Below are 15,252 nucleotides of genomic sequence, written 5' to 3'. Positions count from 1 at the left end.
CGTCGGCGGACCGTCGGCCGAGGTGCCCGCGGCATTCGCCGCGCCGGGTGCTCAGCCGGGTGCGGGGGGCGCCGGCGCGGTGCCGCCGTACGGCCACACAGGTGCGTACCCGGGCTACCCGGGTTACCCGGGCTACGTTCCCGCGCCCAAGCCGAAGCGTCGCCCGTCGTCGATCGTGGTCGCGGCCGTGGTGGCCGCGCTGCTCGCGGGCGGTGTCGGCGGCGGTGTGGGCGCGTGGATCGTGGACCGCGACGACAAGCCGGCCTCGGTCGGGGTCAACTCGGCCTCGCCGCCGGTCGACCCGGCCTCGCTCAACCGCTCGCCCACGAGCGTGGCGGGCATCGCGAAGGCGGCCGTGCCGAGCACGGTGACGATCAAGACCAAGAAGGGCGGCTCCGGCCAGGGCAGCCAGACGGGCACGGGCGCGGGCTTCGTGTTCGACAAGGAAGGCCACATCCTCACCAACAACCACGTGGTCTCGCTGGCGGCCGACGGCGGCGAGTTGACGGTGACGTTCTCCGACGGCAAGACGCTGCCGGGCAAGATTGTCGGCCGCGCCCAGGGCTACGACCTCGCGGTCGTCAAGGTCGACAACATGCCGGCCACCGCGCAGCCGCTGACGCTGGGCGACACGGACAAGGTCGCGGTCGGCGACCCGGTCGTCGCGATCGGCGCTCCGTTCGGCCTCGACAGCACCGTGACCACGGGCATCGTCAGCGCCAAGGACCGCCCGGTGGCCTCCGGCGACGAGCAGTCCGTCTCCTACATGAACGCGCTCCAGACCGACGCGTCGATCAACCCGGGCAATTCCGGCGGCCCGCTGCTGAACGCAGACGGCCAGGTGATCGGAATCAACTCGGCGATCCGCTCGGTACCCAACAGCGGCGGCCAGTCGCCGTTCGGCGGCCAGCAGCAGGAGTCGGGCAGCATCGGCCTGGGCTTCGCGATCCCGATCAACCAGGCCAAGTGGGTCGCGGACACTCTGATCAAAACCGGCAAGCCGGTCTACGCGCAGATGGGCATCCTGCCCGACTCGCGCTACACGGGAGCCGGCGCGCAGATCCTGGCCCAGTCCACCAACGGCCAGACCCCGGTCACCCCCGACGGCCCGGCCGCCAAGGCGGGCCTGAAGGCCGGCGACGTGATCACCAAGCTCGGCGACCGCTCGATCGGCGCCTACGAAGACCTGTTCAGCGAGATCTGGAGCCACCGCCCCGGCGACAAGGTCAAGGTCACCTACCAACGCGACGGCAAGGAAGCCACCACGGACGTCACCTTGGGCCAGCGCGACGGCGACAACTGACAGCCGGCATGTGACGGCTCCTCCAGCGGGTCCGACTCACCGACCGACCGACACCGACCGGTTGTCCGTCACGGAATTCGTCGGCTCGCCCGGAGGAGCCACCACCCGCGACCGGCCCGACCGACCGCGGCCGTCGCACACGAACACGTGTCGGTACCGAATCCCCAGTGATCCGCGACATCGCTCGTGAGAGACTGATGCCGCCCGCAACCGACACCGGCTGCGGCACTGGAGGACTCGCCTAGTGGCCGATGGCGGCAGTCTTGAAAACCGTGGGCCGGTCAAGCCGGGCCCGTGAGGACTCCCCTTAGAAGCCCCACCCGTGACCAGCACTGGAACCCCTTCCGGTGCTGGTCACGGTCGTTTCGAGCCTTCCCCGCGACCCCCTTTGAGTGATCGCTGATCTCGCGTCACTTCGCGGCGTTTCCCGACGTCGCTGGGGGTCTTGCGGCCAATCTGCGGCCAGTATCCGGCCCGTTCTGACCTCGTCTTCGTACGACTGAGCCGACCCCGTTACAGCGGCGGCGGCTCGTTACGGAGCCGAGGAATGTTGCACCCATCCCCTGTCACCGCGTCGTCACCTCCCGAGGGTGGCCGGCCTGGTGGCTTCGGTCAAGCTGACTGGGAAAAGGAATCCGACGCGCTTGCGCAGCGTCGGGCGGCGGCGGGGCGGGCGGTTGAGGACTTCGCCTGCCAACGACCCTTGACCGCCATGGGCCTGCTCGCGGACGGCACCACACGAACCGTGCCGATTCGCTGCGGCAACCGGCGGGCCTCCGAATGCCCGTCTTGCTCCAAGCTGTACAAGGGCGACGCGTCCCGGCTGATCCGGACGGGCGCGCTCAACGTCGACCCCTCGGCCGTGTTCGTCTTCGTGACGCTGACGGCTCCCAGCTTCGGCGCGGTCCATCACGTGCCCAAAGCTGGCACCAAAGCACGTCCTGGTCAACGTCGTAGTCCTCGGCGGTGCCGGTGCGGCGCGCATCATCTGGTGGGCGATTCGCTGCGTGGCGTGCCTGTGGACATGCGCACGTACGACTACGACCGACAGACGCTGTTCAACCTGCACAGTGGCCGGCTGTGGCACACGACGCTTCAACGGTGGTCGCGACTCCTCGGGGATCGGCCTGATTACCTCGTGGTTCGGGAGTGGCAGGCACGCGGCGCGATCCACTTTCACTGTCTCCTGCGGCTGCCCTCCGTGCCGGCGGACGTGGACACCTTCTGCGCGGCCCTGGCTGCGGCTGCAACGGCCGTACGGAGCGACGTCGTTGACCACTCGACCGGTGAGGCCGTGTCGCTCTCCTGGGGGCCTCAAGTGGACGTGCGATACGTCGATCCGACTCGGCGCGGTCGGTCCCATGCCCGGGTCGTGGCCGGCTACCTCGGGAAGCTCACGACGTACGCCGCGAAAGACCTCGGCGCGGACCTGCCCAAGACTGAGAAGACGGCGCCGGCTCGGCTGCATCACCGCCTGGCCGAAGGCGCGGCCATGGACTTGCAGTGCTCGGCAAACTGTTCGGGCGGCCGGTCGTGTACGGGCCGTGCGCACAAAGGATGGGGTTTCCGGGGTCACGTGCTGACACAGTCACGTCCTGGTCGCGGTCGTGATTCTGTGCCGGCGCGTCCGCACTCGGGGCCGGTGCGCTGGACGAAGGAACGACCTGTGGTGCTGCCACGCGTACGTAAGGACGGTCGGGGGTTGACCAAGGGGCGGGCTGCGGTGCCGGCTCGTCCGTGCAAGATGCGTTGGACTCGGCCGCGTCCTGCGGTGCTTGCGCGTCCGGGGTGGTCGGGCCTCACCTTCCGGGAGCTGCGGGCCGTTCGGAGAGAGCACAACCAATCCGCGGGGACCTCTGAGAATCTGGAGGTGCTTCGGTGGGTCGTCGTGGGTCAGGAGTACAAGGACGATGCGGCTCGGGTCCGGCGGATGCTGCTGGAAGCTGGCGATGCGGCGCCGTGGCTCTCGGTGGGTCAGCCCCATGCATGACCAGCTCGACGCGCGGCCCTTGTTTGTTCTGTGGGACTCGACCGAACGCCGGTCAGCAAAGACGGCGGCCTCGGTGGCGCACCCGAGATCAGCGCGCAGTCTCGTCCCACCTGAGATCACCCCGCTACCCGGTTTTTGCCCCGGTCTCCTGATGCTGTCCGCATGCGAGTCTGTGACGTGGCCGGCTCCTTGCCCGGTCCGGCCCGCCGTGCCGAAGGCTAAGGCGAGCCGGTGCCGGGCACGTGGGCCGGCCGGGCGCCCCCTGGGGCGCCCCTTGATCCGGTACAGAAACTCTGCACGCGAGCAGCACAGCACACAGCCCCGACCGGATGGGCTCCGATCGGGGCTGGTGGTGCCTACTTCTTGCGGATGCGCTTGGGTAGCTGCTTCGGGGGCTCGTCGTAACCAGGGTCCGCGCGCCAACCGCCGGGCGGGTCCTTGTACGGAGAGCACTCCCCACAGCGTCCGCATGCCCAACGCCCGTGGAGCCCGTCCACCTGTGATCCGCACCTGGGGCACCGGTGCGACGTGTAGTAGGGCTCGGGCACTGAATGACCCACACGGGTCACACGGGGCGACCGAACCACCTCGGGTTCACCACTCATGTTCCCTAGTGTGCCCCGGCGCCTTGTCGGCGCACACTCGGGACGCACAAGGACAAGCACGCGAACGCGACAAGCAAGGTCACGCTTGCGGGCGAGATGTTCTCAGTGAGAATCCAGCCGCACCCACTGCTGCACGTCCATGTCCCGTTCTTGAGTTCTGCCTTCCCTCCACAGTCCGGACACCTCATCACTGCCTCCTGTCACCGGTTGCGGACTTTCCACACGTGCGGCGCCGATCAGTGGCGCCTGTTGTGCAGCCCCGATGCGCGCCTTCCTCATCACGCATCGGGGCCGATCAGTGCCGTACCGCCGATCGGTTCAACGACCAACGGCCGTACGGAAGTTCGTAGGTGTGACGTTGGGGGTCGCTGAGGTCGGCTACTCCCGGTAGGTGTGCACGATCACGCCATCCGGGCAGTAGTGCGTGCGCGCGCGACGGATGATGGCGGCGGCCTTCTTGCGGAACGCGTCAAGCTCGATTCGGTCGAAGGGCGCGCGCCACTCCTTGATCGCTCCCGAGCTGTCGTGCGCCGTGTGAGGCCGGACGATGGCTCGCGGTGGCTCGTCCGCTGTGCGGCCGATCAGGACCCCGTGAGGGTGCTCCTCGTCGGCTTCCTGCGGGATACCCCGCTCGTCTAACCACACGACCGGGTCACCATCGCGTATGGTGCCGTCCCCGTAGGTGATGGTCGGCACGAACTCTCGCCACACTGCGCTTGCCTCTCACTGAGTCGGAGCCGGCCGCTCTGCGGGCTGAACTCTGTCGGCCGGCATGGTCCACATGACGCCTCCGTCGAACGGCTGCACCGTGAGCCGTTGGCCGGTATTGGGAAGCGGCTGAGCCATGAGGATTTGACCCGGACGCCGGACCTGTTGCGCGGCCGGGTCGATCGGCTCCACGTAGTCACCCTCGCGGAACGTCGACATCCGCGTCCCCTTCCTGCGGCGCCTCGTCGACGTAGACGAGCACCCGAAGGTCGTCCAAACGGAACCGGAAGGTGCTCACACCCTTTGCCAAGGTCACGCGCTGCCCGTCGCGAGCGAGCAACTGACCTTCCAACCCACTGCGTTCGTCCCGGACAAGGACCGTGTCGACGCGCCGTATGAGTTCGTCAACCTCGTCTCCAGTCCACTGCTGGACGAGGGGGAACAGGTGCTTAGGCATGGCGCTACCTTCCGGTTGCCGTAGGTGCTGATTCGGCCACTCCCTGACAGCATCGGTCGCGCGGCGTACGGTCGAAAGGCGGTCGTTCCTTACTTCCACAGAAATCAGGAAGGATGATCTTGGTCCCGCCAATCGATCCCACTGAGTCGGTCGCAAAACTGTTCGGCAACCGGGTGCGCCGACTTCGTGAAGCACGAGGGCTCACGCAAGCCCAGTTGGCCCAGATGGTCCACACTGATCCATCGCGCATCACGCAGATTGAGCGCGCGTCGGGGAGTCCGGTCACACGGCAAATGGCTGCACAATTAGATGCGCTGCTGGGCGCTGATGACCTGCTGAACTACTTATGGGTGCACCTCGATCGGGTGAGGTATCCCGATTGGTTGCAGCTCTTTATTCGGTACAGCGCTATTGCCATTGGCATTCGGGAGTACGCGGCACATGCCGTGCCCGGACTTCTGCAAACACCGGACTACGCGCGAGCGACGCTGCGAACTGGACACAGTCTGCGCAGTGAGGCACAGCTAGAAGAACGAGTACATCTGCGAATCGACCGACAAGAGCTGTTCGCGAGCCCGAATGCGCCTGCATACACGGTCGTGCTGGACGAAGCAGTGATCCGGCGCCCTGTAGGGGGCCGCGCGGTCATGCGGGAACAGATGACACGGATACTGGCGTGCGAAAACGTCACAGTGCAGGTGCTGTTGTTCGCAGAGGGGGAACACCCATCGATGGGGGGTTCGCTGACTCTCCTGACGATGCCGGACGGGCGCGAAGTCGCTTACACAGAAGGTGCGCACGATGGGCGGCTCATGGAAGATCCGGAAGAGGTCAAGGCGTACGCCATGACCTACGATCACCTGCGAGCATCTGCGCTTCCGTCGCGGGTGTCACTCGACATGATTCGTGACGTATGGGGAGGCAACAGCCGTGACGATCAAGGCCGTAAGCAACGGCTACGCCTGGCGCAAGTCCAGCTACAGCAACCAAGAAGGGGGCAATTGCGTGGAGGCGGCCGGCGGCCTCCCGGCCCTCGTTCCGGTGCGTGACAGCAAGGTTCCCGCCCTCGGTCACCTGTCCGTCCCGGCGGCCTCGTGGCGAGTCCTTACGGCGGCGCTGAGCGTTTAGCGCAACTCACGTCGGTTTGCCTACAAGATGCGGCACGACAAAGCCCCGGTCCGTAATACCCGTGGACCGGGGCTTCCTGCTGTCGAGATTCTAGCTTGACTACAGGCGAAGAACGGCCTTGCCAAGGTCGGACGCGGTCTCGGGTTGCGCGTCGAATCGGTCGGCCGGAGCGTCAACTTCGACAAGTTCCAAGATTTGGCCGTGACTATCCAGCATGAACCGCCGGATGGAGAGCATCGGTGTTCCGGGAACAAGTCCGAATACCTCGTCGTCGTCGGCTCCGGGCATCCGGGCAACAACGCTCGTCGTGAAGCGGACGGGCCCGTGCTTCCTCGCAAGTTCGGCGTAGATCCCTCCCCGATCGATGACTTCCTCGGGCGAAAATGGCCCGCTCTCCTCGTCGTGCAGCACGGTCAGAGGGATGTTCGACGTGACGACGATCATGTCCTGACTCCGCCGGAGCCGCATGTGAGTGAATCGCGTAACGATCAGATCGCGCATGGTGATGCGCAGAAGCTTCGCTTCCTCTCGCCCCGGCCTGTGCACCAGACCCTGAATGGGATCCAGGTCCTCGGCCGGCAGGTTCCACCCGACCGGCGGGGGCACGCGCTCCCACTCGGACGCCTCGATGTCGAAGCCGGGGGAGATGAGGTCTTCCGGGCTCGGTGAGCCAATCGCGAGAGTCGTTCTGTCCGGTACAGGGCGGACGAAGGTTCCTCGCCCATGTGCAACGGTCAGCAGCCCCTCACCAATGAGCTTCTGAATCGCCTGGCGCACCGTGGGCCGCGAGACGCTGAACTCCTTCGCGATGGCTGCTTCGCTCTCCAGGGCCTGGCCTGGCTTGTACTGATCATCCAAGATCCACACTCGCAGAATCTCGGCGATTCCTTCCCATTTGGGAACCTTTGATCCTGTTGAGGTCTCCTCGCCGGTCAATTTTCCTCCACTCGAACGACGTATTTCCTTGACAAGAGGTACTACCTGCTGTCTAACCTGTCAAAGGTTCGACCAGACGTACTACCTCTCGACCTACGTTTAGAGGTACCTCCGGCCGGGTTCGCCCGACCGACGAGCTTGTGACTACTGAGGAGTAACGGTGAGTGTCGAAGGTTTTCCGATCGTGCTTTCTGAAGTAACCGTCTTCCCGATGGCTGCGGCCACCCGGGAGCAGGCTGACAAGCGGACTGGGGAAGTCGCGTTTCACGTAGAGGTGAACGTGATGGTTGCCGGTGGTTCCAAGGCGGTGGCGATGCGCCTCACGCTGCCGGGCGCGGTATCCGACTTGGCCCTGATGATGCCCCACCGGCTGACGGGGCGGGCATGGATTGACGGCTGGTCCGGCAAGGACACGTACGGCGTCAACTGGACGGTGAAGGCTGAGGGTCTGACTCCGGTCGACGGCTCGGTGCCCGCTAAGAAGTCGGTGGGCGCCTGATGCGTCGCTACATCGCGTTCTACATCTGGAAGGCGATGCGGGTGCGTTCGGTCCGTCGGACTGTGCTCGCGCTGCTTGGTCTCCTCGCCCTGATGCTTGCCGGGGTGCCACTGGCGCCTGTCTGTGGCGGCGTGGCCTTGGTGTTCGCCGGTCTCTGGGCATTTCGGGTCTGGGAGCGTGCGCGTCGCCGGCGGCTCCTCGAACTTGTTCACGGCGAAGTCGGGGCCTCGGTAGTTGAGTTCGTCCTCGACCGGTGGGCGGATCTGCTCCCACGTCTTGGGTTGGCTTTGGATCAGGGGCGGCCTGGTCCCACGGGTGACGAAGTGTGGCGGGCCTCGCTCTCCAAGGAGGAGCACACCCGACTGATGGTGCGCTTGGCTGAGGCTGAGCCGGTCGTTGTGCTGCCCGAATTAGTCTCGGTCCGCCCTTCTGCTGCGGGTCCGGTCTTCGCGTTTCGCCCGGTGGCCGGCGTGCCGTCCGCGCGCTACCTGGCGTCAGACACGCTCGATGAGCTGCGTCATCACTGGGCTGTGGCTCGGGTCAGTGCCCGTGATGCGGGGCCTGGGCTCTTGGAGTGGACAGCTCGCATATCCGATCCCCTTGCCCCGACGTCGGTGATCTCCGATTGGCCCGTGACCGGTGACCTGTTCCGCTGGAACGCTGCGCTCGGGGAGGACGGCGTTCCCGTCTCCCTGCCCCTTTCGCACACGCTCTGTGTCGGCGGGACCGGGTCCGGCAAGGGCTCCGTCCTGTGGGGCGTGGTCAACCACCTGCGGCCCTGGGTGTCCATGGGTCGGGCGCTCCTCTACGGCATCGACCCGAAGCGGCAAGAGATCCGGTCGTGCTCGGAGGTGTTCCAGCAGGTGGCCTACCGGCCGGAGGATTGGGCGGCCCTGCTGTCCGATCTCGTAGAGGAGCTGGAGCGGCGCAAGGACTTGCCCGGTCGTGACTTCGTGGTCTCGAAAGCTCAACCCTTGATCATGCTCGCGATCGATGAGTACGCCGCGCTCGGTGCTCTCGACACGGACAAGAAGCGGCGGGAACAGACCAGCGCGCATCTCCTCCTGTTGCTCTCCCAAGGGCGATCAGTCGGAATGTTCGTGCTCGCGCTCGTACAGAGCGGTCTCAAGCAGTACGCGTCGGAGAGGGATTGGTTCCCGACTCGGATCGGCCTTCGGCTGGCCTCGGATGTCGAGACGGACATGGTTCTTGGTGAGGGTGCCTCCGATCGTGGGGCCGCTTGCCACCTGATCCCTCCGGCAAGTCAAGCCAACCAGTACTCAACGGCTGGCATCGGCTACCTGACCGTTGAGACCGATCCCGCGCCGGTGCGCGTGCGGTTCCCGTACACGCCTGATCAAACGCTGGTGGATTGGGCGGCTGAGGCGGAGTACACCTCCGGGACGGTGGCTGCCATATGAACGGACAGCTCGAACTGTTCGCCGCGTCGATCGCCTCGGCTTCGGCCAGGGTGGTCGGCCCTGCCCAGCTCGACGGCTTGGCCTGCCTGATATGTGGCCGCGGTGACCTTCCGATGGTTCCGGTCGGGTTCTTCGACGGCGGACATGTCTTCGTCTGTGAGGACTCGCTTCCGATGGTGTCGGGGGCGGACGGCGCTTCCCTTCGGACGGTGATCGCGGAGACCTGCGGCGTTCGGTGGACGGAGGAACTGTGAGGACTCGAAAGAAGCTGCCGGACGTCCTTTGGACGGCAGAGGAGACGGCGGCCTACCTCGGCGTAGAGGTCACGACGCTCTACGCGTGGCGCTACAAGAACGAGGGTCCGGCGGCCTACAAGATCGGCCGCTGGCTGCGTTTCGACCCGGAAGACATCCGGGTCTGGCTCGGGGGACGGGTGGCGGCCTGATGGCGTCTGGACACATCAACAAGCGCGGGGACAAGTGGCGGGCTCGGTATCGGGGTCCGGACGGCAAGGAGCGTTCTCGGACCTTCGACACGAAGCGCGAAGCGGCTGCCTGGATCACGGAACAGCAGTCTCGGCAGATACGTGGGGAGTGGGTTGATCCGGCGCGCGGCAAGATCACGTTTCGAGCGTTCTCGGAAGCGTGGTTCGCGCGTCAGAGCTGGGCAAAGCCCAAGACCAAGGAATGGGTGGCGTCTCTGCTGCGGTCGCAGTTGGTACCCGAGTGGGGTGACATCCCCTTGAACAAGATCGATTACGACAGCGTGGCCGACTGGATCGGGCGTCTCGATGACGAACTGTCCTCGTCGCGTACCCGCCAGTGCGGACACCTGCTTGGCCGCATCCTCGATGACGCCGTGAAGGGCGGGCGCCTGGTGCGCCACCCTGCTCGGACCGTGGATCTGCCGGCGCTGTCCACCAAGCGTGTGGTCATGCCGTTGAGGGTGGATCGAGTGGAAGAGTTGGCTACGAAGATCGGGGGGACGTGGGGCCTCCTCGTGCGGTTCTTCGCCTATACCGGCCTGCGGTGGGCAGAGGGTATCTCCCTGCGCGCTGGGGACATCGACCTCGTGCGGTGTCGGGTCGATGTCCTCCGGACACAGTCCGAAGTCGGGGGCCGGTTCCACCTGACGGACACCAAGACGCACCGCCGGCGGACCGTTCCCCTGCCGGCGGTCCTGGTGCCGGACTTGACCGACCTGATGGAGGGCAAGGAGCCGGGAGACCTGATCTTCCCCTGGGGTGACCACGATCGGCCTCCGCGCTCCGCAGAGTTCCGCCGTGCCGGATGGACGTCGGGGCTCGCTGCGGTGGGCTTGACGGACACGAGGGTGCACGACCTGCGGCACACGTGCGCCTCGCTGCTAATCTCGAAGGGCGCGCCGGTCACGGTGGTCGCCCGGATTCTCGGTCAGTCTCCGGCGATCACGATGAAGACCTACGCGCACCTGTTTGAGAACGAGACGGACGCGTGGAGCCAGAAGCTCTCCGAGGATGTCTCAAACACCCGTGCGGCCAATTTGCGGCCAGATGAGGAGCCTCCGGGCTCGTCCGCTGGGTAAGTGATGAGGTCAGAACGGGTGTGGAGGACTCGCCTAGTGGCCGATGGCGGCAGTCTTGAAAACTGCTAACAGGGGTGACTCTGTTCGTGGGTTCGAATCCCACGTCCTCCGCTGACGTTGCGGTTATGTCGAATACAGAGACCGCCGGTGCGCGTTTCGGGACCTTACGGTGCCCGAGGTGTGCCCGGCGGTCTTTTTGCTCCTGTGGGGGATGAACTGTTCGGCGACGGCATCGGCCGACGTGGCGGTGACCATCCTGTGCACGCTCGCCTAGGCGTTTGTGGTGCAGGCGTATGTGAAGTGCCCGGGCATGAACTGGCCTGCCTCTGTCGCCGCCGTCGGCCGGATGAATCGTTTCGGCGCCGTGTCGCGGGTCGTGGAAGCGGATGGGTGGCAGGTCCGCGGATTCGACGACCGTGTGGGAGGCGTCGGTGAGATCGGCGTGGTGGCGTGGCGCGGCGTTCTTCCGGAGGTAGGCCGTCTTCGGTAGTGCCTGGTGTCGCCGGTGGTCGGGTCGTGCTTGTGGGTGGGCTTGGGGCCTTCGAGGGTGCGGTCCGGGGTGGGCTTGGCGTTCCATGCCGGACGTGGTTGCCGGCGTGGGGGGCGGGGTTACTGCGGTGAGTGGTGTCGGGGGGTTTGGGCTTCGGCGGCTTCGAGGGCTGGTTTGAGGGTGGCCAGGGCGGAGTGGAGGAGGTGGGGGAGGGAGCCGGATGGGATGAGGAGGCTGCTGGGGGTGAGGGGTGGCTCTGGTGGGTGGAGCCACTGGTGGAGGGCTACTCGGACTGCGGCGGCGATGCTTGCGGCCAGTACGTGGGCGGTGGGTGGGCTTGGGTGGCCCAGGCGTTGGTCGATCGCGGTGGTCAGAGGGGGTTCGAGCGTTGCGGCGGTGTCGAGGAAGGCGTCGCGCAGCGTGGGGTTGGTGGTGAGGAGGAGTAGTTGGTCGGGGTCGCGCGGTTCTGTGTACTGCTCCAGGATCGCTTCGGTCACGGCGTCGGCGAGGCTGGTGTGGGCGGGCTTGGCTGCCAGGGCTGCGGCGACTCGTGATTCGCGTTCGGCGGTGACGGCGGCGACGATCGCCTGTTCGCGGCTGGCGAAGTAGTTGTTGTAGGTCCTGGGTGATACTCCGGCGGCCTCCGCGATGTCGTCGACGCGGACGTTGTCCGGCCCGCGTTCGAGGGCCAGGCGCAGTGCCGCCTCGCGCAGGGCCACTCGGGTGGCCTGCTTTTTTTGCTCGCGTAGTCCGGTGTGGGGCTGTCTTGTCGTCACGCGGGTAGTTTCCCGGGATTTAGTGCGTGGGCGCAAACTTGCGTGCACGCACTATTTGCTTTTAATGTCGAGGCATCCGAGGGAAGGTTCAGACGCATGCGCGCCAAGGGCATCTGCTTCGACACCGGCTTCATCCGCAATGGCAGCAACTCCCGGGAGAGCTTCGATCCCGACCTGGTCAAGAGGGAACTGACCGTCATCCGCGACGATCTTCACTGCAACGCCGTCCACATCACCGGTGGCGATCCGGAGCGACTGGAACTCGCCGCCCGTTACGCCGCCGAGTTGGGGTTGGAGATCTGGTTCTCGCCCTACCCCTTGGAGTCGACCACCGACGAGATCCTCACGCTGGTTGCCGACTGTGCGGAGCGGGCCGAGCAACTTCGGGCGCAGGGAGCCCAGATCGTGTTCGTCACCGGCGTCGAGCTGAGTGTCATGAACCGGGGATTTCTTGATGGCGACAGCACCGCGGAGCGGCTCGGTTGGTTGTTGGACGACGTGGCTCGTCGTCCCGAAAGGATGGCCGCCGGCCGCACCCGTCTCGATGCCTTCCTGCGGGAAGCGGTGGCGGTGGTTCGCGAGCGCTTCCACGGCAAGGTCACGTACGCCGCCATACAGTTCGAAGGCGTCGACTGGGACCTGTTCGACTTCGTGACCTTCGAACTCATTCGGTCCGCGGAGGTGGCGCACTTGTTCCGCGATGGCGTGCGCAGCCTCGTCGCGCAGGCCAAACCGGTTGCCATCACCGGCTTCGGCACCGCCACTTGGCGCGGGGCGCCGGATGTCGCGCCTCGAAGCATGGAAGTTCTCGAGAACGACGAAGCCACCGGCGCGCCGCTCCGGCTGACCGGTGCGTATGAGCGCGACGAGGCCGGACAGGCGGCGTATGTGAGCGAGTTGCTGGAGATCTTCGACAGTGAGGGTGTCGACAGCGCCTTCGTGTTTCTCTTCGCGCTCTACAACCTGCCCCACCGCCCCGATGGCGATGCCCGTGACGATCTTGATCTCGCCAGTCTCGGCATCGTCAAGGTCCTTGAAGATCGCCACGGTGACTCCTACCCCGACATGCCCTGGGAGCCCAAGGCCGCCTTCGCCGCGATTGCCGACCACTACCGCGGCTGACCGTTCGTTCGTTCGTTCGGGACGGGCGGTGATCAGGTCGGCCGTGTGGCGATGCCGGTAGAGGTGGCTGGGGTCGTCGTACTTGTCGTCCGGGCAGGTTTGGTCGTGGGTGGAGGGCCGGATCGCGTTGGGTTCGGCGATCGAGCCGAGCGCGTCGAGGGAGGCTCGCAGGTGTGCCCTGCGGGTTCGCCGGGTCCCCGGGCGACGGTCCGTGCGCGACGGGCCGGCGTAGTTCGCCGGCTCGTTCCTTCCAGAGGGCCTGGAGCAGGCCGGCGCGGAGGCGAAGCGGTGGAAGACGGTGCCTTTTCCGACGCCGGTGAGGGCGGCGGCGCGGTCGAGTGGCACCCGGTCGCCGTCGTCCTCGGCGTGGGGTTGCTCGGTCGGCATCAGGATTCCGGACTCGGGTTCCGGCGCCGGTTTCGGGTTCGCGATTCGGGGTGCGGGATTCGGGAGGCTTCGGAGGAGGACCGGGCGGGGGTGGGTCGGGTGGATGGCAAGGCCGGTGAGCCGGGCGTGCGCCGGGTCGAAGGCGCGGCGTCCTATATATAGGAGAGGGCGCGCGATTTACCTTCGTGTTCCCTCGGCGTTCGCTATGCGGAATCCGCTTTCCCGACGGCTGTCGATCGTGATATCGACGCTCGATAACCGGGGCCGGCTTCCGGAAGGGGGCGTTCCGGTGCATCGCCGCCTCGATAGGCGGTTTAAAACCGGTTCGAGAGAGGGAAAGTGGCGCGGGTCACAGTACCCGGTGTGGCCTGGATCGCATTCGGCATACTTTTCCGGCCCGCACCGGGGTGCTCTCGTAGGGTGAGAATGCGCAGGCCGCGCCCGGTGTGCCCGACATATGCCGGTCGGGTATACCCGAGGGTGTAGACGACAACCATCTCGGAAATTGTGACCCCGCTCACGCGGCGGGACTAAATTGGACATAAAGGCATCAAAGGCTGCGTGCGCAACGGGCTTGCGACCTCCCGTAGAGCGTGCCCAAGCGAGTGCTCTCGGTGACAATTCGACAGCGTGTGACAGGCCAACTGCACAGCGTGTGGTCGTCATGGCCAAAAAGGACAAAAGGTTCCCGTCGAGAGGCCTCCGGGGACACGGATCCGCGCCGTAAGGGCGTCGGCGGGCCACTTACCGGCTTTTGTAATACCGGGGCTGACCTGCGTAAATGCCCGAGCGGGTTGATAAGGGCCGGATAACCTGTTTATGGTCCTGGCGACGTGCAAATCGCACCTCCTGGGTTCCCGCCGGTACGGCATGGCGGAACTCGCGGTCTGGGAGGGCCGCGGGGTAGCGGCGTCGGACAACGGGTCTTTGACTCGGTGTTCGGTTCCGGGCAGGGGTGATCCGCAAGGGTCGCGCCGGTCCTTCCGCCCCAGGGGAATTCCGAGAGGAATGTATGTCTCTCCGCAACGCTTTCGGTCGCACCACCAACACGCACCGCGGCATGGGTCGTACCCAGCGCCGTCTGCGCACCGCGACCATCGTCGGCGTCGTCGCCGCCACCCCGCTCGTCGGGCTTGCGACCGCGACCTCGGCCGGCGCTGCCGAAACCTCGACGTGGGACAAGGTCGCCCAGTGCGAGAGCGGCGGCAACTGGGGGATCAACACCGGCAACGGCTACTCCGGCGGTCTGCAGTTCACGCAGAGCACGTGGCGCGCCAACGGCGGCACGGGCAGCCCGCAGGGGGCCTCGAAGTCCGAGCAGATCCGAGTCGCCGAGAACGTCCTGAAGACCCAGGGCCCGGGCGCCTGGCCCGTGTGCTCCAAGAAGGCCGGTCTGACCCGCGGTGGCGGTAGCCCCGACACCACGGAGTCGAAGAAGACCACTCCGAAGAAGGCCGAGACGCCGAAGAAGGCCTCGACCCCGAAGAGCAGCACCCCCAAGACCACGACTCCGAAGACCACGGCGCCGACCAAGGCCGCCGCGACTCCGGAGAAGACCGCGCCGAAGAAGAGCGCCCCGGTGAGCAAGCAGGCCGAGGTCGCGTCGACCCCGACCGCCTCCGCCGAGGGCACCTACGTCGTCAAGAGCGGTGACACGCTCAGCAACATCGCCCAGTCGAACAACGTCGGTGGCGGCTGGCAGGCGCTGTACGCCAAGAACCAGGGCGTCGTCGGCAGCAACCCCGACCTGATCCTCGTGGGCCAGAAGCTGGTCCTGCGCTAGAACTCGCGGACCCGGTCACCTGCTTCGGGTCCCAGAGGGCCCCAGAGGTCCCAGAGGTTCCAGGTGATTTGAGCGACATGCGTT

14 protein-coding genes and 1 tRNA gene are annotated in these 15,252 nt (G+C 66.2%); 11 read left to right on the top strand and 4 right to left on the bottom strand.

Annotation, left to right across the window (positions count from 1 at the left end; all coding sequences use genetic code 11):
* A partial coding sequence (locus GT354_RS21010) for a trypsin-like peptidase domain-containing protein (RefSeq protein WP_202512109.1) occupies nucleotides 1-1,303 on the top strand: 1,303 nt, incomplete at its 5' end.
* A 2,973-nt stretch (nucleotides 1,304-4,276) separates the two neighbouring features.
* Here GT354_RS21010 and GT354_RS21005 read toward each other — a convergent pair.
* Both GT354_RS21005 and GT354_RS21000 read right to left on the bottom strand, forming a co-directional pair.
* The gene (locus GT354_RS21005; RefSeq protein ID WP_161357890.1) at nucleotides 4,277-4,594 is read right to left on the bottom strand and encodes a hypothetical protein; all 318 of its coding nucleotides are present in this window, start codon (nucleotides 4,592-4,594) and stop codon (nucleotides 4,277-4,279) included.
* A gap of 208 nt (nucleotides 4,595-4,802) precedes the next feature.
* Complete coding sequence (locus GT354_RS21000) at nucleotides 4,803-5,063, bottom strand: hypothetical protein (protein ID WP_161357889.1); 261 nt, start codon at nucleotides 5,061-5,063, stop codon at nucleotides 4,803-4,805.
* A 119-nt stretch (nucleotides 5,064-5,182) separates the two neighbouring features.
* On the opposite strand from GT354_RS21000, the gene GT354_RS20995 reads away from it, so the two are divergent.
* Nucleotides 5,183-6,112: a helix-turn-helix transcriptional regulator gene (locus tag GT354_RS20995; protein WP_237535292.1), complete on the top strand. Its 930-nt coding sequence runs from the start codon at nucleotides 5,183-5,185 to the stop codon at nucleotides 6,110-6,112.
* The gene (locus GT354_RS54265; RefSeq protein ID WP_346012102.1) at nucleotides 6,069-6,191 is read left to right on the top strand and encodes a DUF397 domain-containing protein; all 123 of its coding nucleotides are present in this window, start codon (nucleotides 6,069-6,071) and stop codon (nucleotides 6,189-6,191) included. Before GT354_RS20995 ends, GT354_RS54265 begins: the two co-directional genes overlap by 44 nt.
* 99 nt (nucleotides 6,192-6,290) lie before the next feature.
* Here the strand turns inward: GT354_RS54265 and GT354_RS20990 are convergent, their stop codons facing one another.
* Complete coding sequence (locus tag GT354_RS20990; RefSeq protein ID WP_161357887.1) at nucleotides 6,291-7,127, bottom strand: GntR family transcriptional regulator; 837 nt, start codon at nucleotides 7,125-7,127, stop codon at nucleotides 6,291-6,293.
* Between the two features lie 160 nt (nucleotides 7,128-7,287).
* On the opposite strand from GT354_RS20990, the gene GT354_RS20985 reads away from it, so the two are divergent.
* The 6 genes from GT354_RS20985 to GT354_RS20960 all read left to right on the top strand — a co-directional run bounded on the left by GT354_RS20985 (nucleotide 7,288) and on the right by GT354_RS20960 (nucleotide 10,721).
* Nucleotides 7,288-7,626, top strand: a complete 339-nt coding sequence (locus tag GT354_RS20985) for a hypothetical protein (protein WP_161357886.1) — start codon at nucleotides 7,288-7,290, stop codon at nucleotides 7,624-7,626.
* On the top strand, nucleotides 7,626-9,047 hold the full coding sequence (locus GT354_RS20980; RefSeq protein ID WP_161357885.1) for an FtsK/SpoIIIE domain-containing protein: 1,422 nt from the start codon (nucleotides 7,626-7,628) through the stop codon (nucleotides 9,045-9,047). The genes GT354_RS20985 and GT354_RS20980 overlap by 1 nt, the downstream gene beginning before the upstream one ends.
* Nucleotides 9,044-9,301, top strand: coding sequence for a hypothetical protein (locus GT354_RS20975; RefSeq protein ID WP_161357884.1), 258 nt, complete (start codon nucleotides 9,044-9,046; stop codon nucleotides 9,299-9,301). The genes GT354_RS20980 and GT354_RS20975 overlap by 4 nt, the downstream gene beginning before the upstream one ends.
* Nucleotides 9,298-9,492: a helix-turn-helix domain-containing protein gene (locus tag GT354_RS20970; protein WP_161357883.1), complete on the top strand. Its 195-nt coding sequence runs from the start codon at nucleotides 9,298-9,300 to the stop codon at nucleotides 9,490-9,492. Before GT354_RS20975 ends, GT354_RS20970 begins: the two co-directional genes overlap by 4 nt.
* Nucleotides 9,492-10,610 (top strand): site-specific integrase, encoded by a 1,119-nt coding sequence (locus tag GT354_RS20965; protein WP_161357882.1) that lies wholly within the window; start codon nucleotides 9,492-9,494, stop codon nucleotides 10,608-10,610. Before GT354_RS20970 ends, GT354_RS20965 begins: the two co-directional genes overlap by 1 nt.
* A 22-nt stretch (nucleotides 10,611-10,632) precedes the next feature.
* Nucleotides 10,633-10,721 (top strand) — tRNA-Ser (locus tag GT354_RS20960).
* A 498-nt stretch (nucleotides 10,722-11,219) separates the two neighbouring features.
* Here the strand turns inward: GT354_RS20960 and GT354_RS20955 are convergent.
* Nucleotides 11,220-11,876, bottom strand: a complete 657-nt coding sequence (locus tag GT354_RS20955) for a TetR/AcrR family transcriptional regulator (RefSeq protein WP_161357881.1) — start codon at nucleotides 11,874-11,876, stop codon at nucleotides 11,220-11,222.
* A 96-nt stretch (nucleotides 11,877-11,972) separates the two neighbouring features.
* On the opposite strand from GT354_RS20955, the gene GT354_RS20950 reads away from it, so the two are divergent.
* Nucleotides 11,973-12,998: a hypothetical protein gene (locus GT354_RS20950; RefSeq protein ID WP_161357880.1), complete on the top strand. Its 1,026-nt coding sequence runs from the start codon at nucleotides 11,973-11,975 to the stop codon at nucleotides 12,996-12,998.
* A 1,399-nt stretch (nucleotides 12,999-14,397) separates the two neighbouring features.
* Complete coding sequence (locus tag GT354_RS55835) at nucleotides 14,398-15,168, top strand: transglycosylase family protein (protein ID WP_272923857.1); 771 nt, start codon at nucleotides 14,398-14,400, stop codon at nucleotides 15,166-15,168.
* The last annotated feature ends 84 nt before the right edge of the window (nucleotides 15,169-15,252 follow it).

Source organism: Streptomyces sp. SID3343 (assembly GCF_009865215.1).
GTDB lineage: Bacteria > Actinomycetota > Actinomycetes > Streptomycetales > Streptomycetaceae > Embleya.
The sequence above is the reverse complement of the archived record's forward strand: the minus strand, read 5'-3'. Positions and strand labels throughout refer to the sequence as shown.

Excerpts from the sequence above, each read along its gene's own strand:
- GT354_RS21000 (WP_161357889.1), bottom strand. The coding sequence starts at position 5,063 with ATGCCTAAGCACCTGTTCCCCCTCGTCCAGCAGTGGACTGGAGACGAG.
- GT354_RS20980 (WP_161357885.1), top strand. The coding sequence starts at position 7,626 with ATGCGTCGCTACATCGCGTTCTACATCTGGAAGGCGATGCGGGTGCGT.
- GT354_RS20975 (WP_161357884.1), top strand. The coding sequence starts at position 9,044 with ATGAACGGACAGCTCGAACTGTTCGCCGCGTCGATCGCCTCGGCTTCG.
- GT354_RS20965 (WP_161357882.1), top strand. The coding sequence starts at position 9,492 with ATGGCGTCTGGACACATCAACAAGCGCGGGGACAAGTGGCGGGCTCGG.
- GT354_RS20950 (WP_161357880.1), top strand. The coding sequence starts at position 11,973 with ATGCGCGCCAAGGGCATCTGCTTCGACACCGGCTTCATCCGCAATGGC.
- GT354_RS55835 (WP_272923857.1), top strand. The coding sequence starts at position 14,398 with ATGTCTCTCCGCAACGCTTTCGGTCGCACCACCAACACGCACCGCGGC.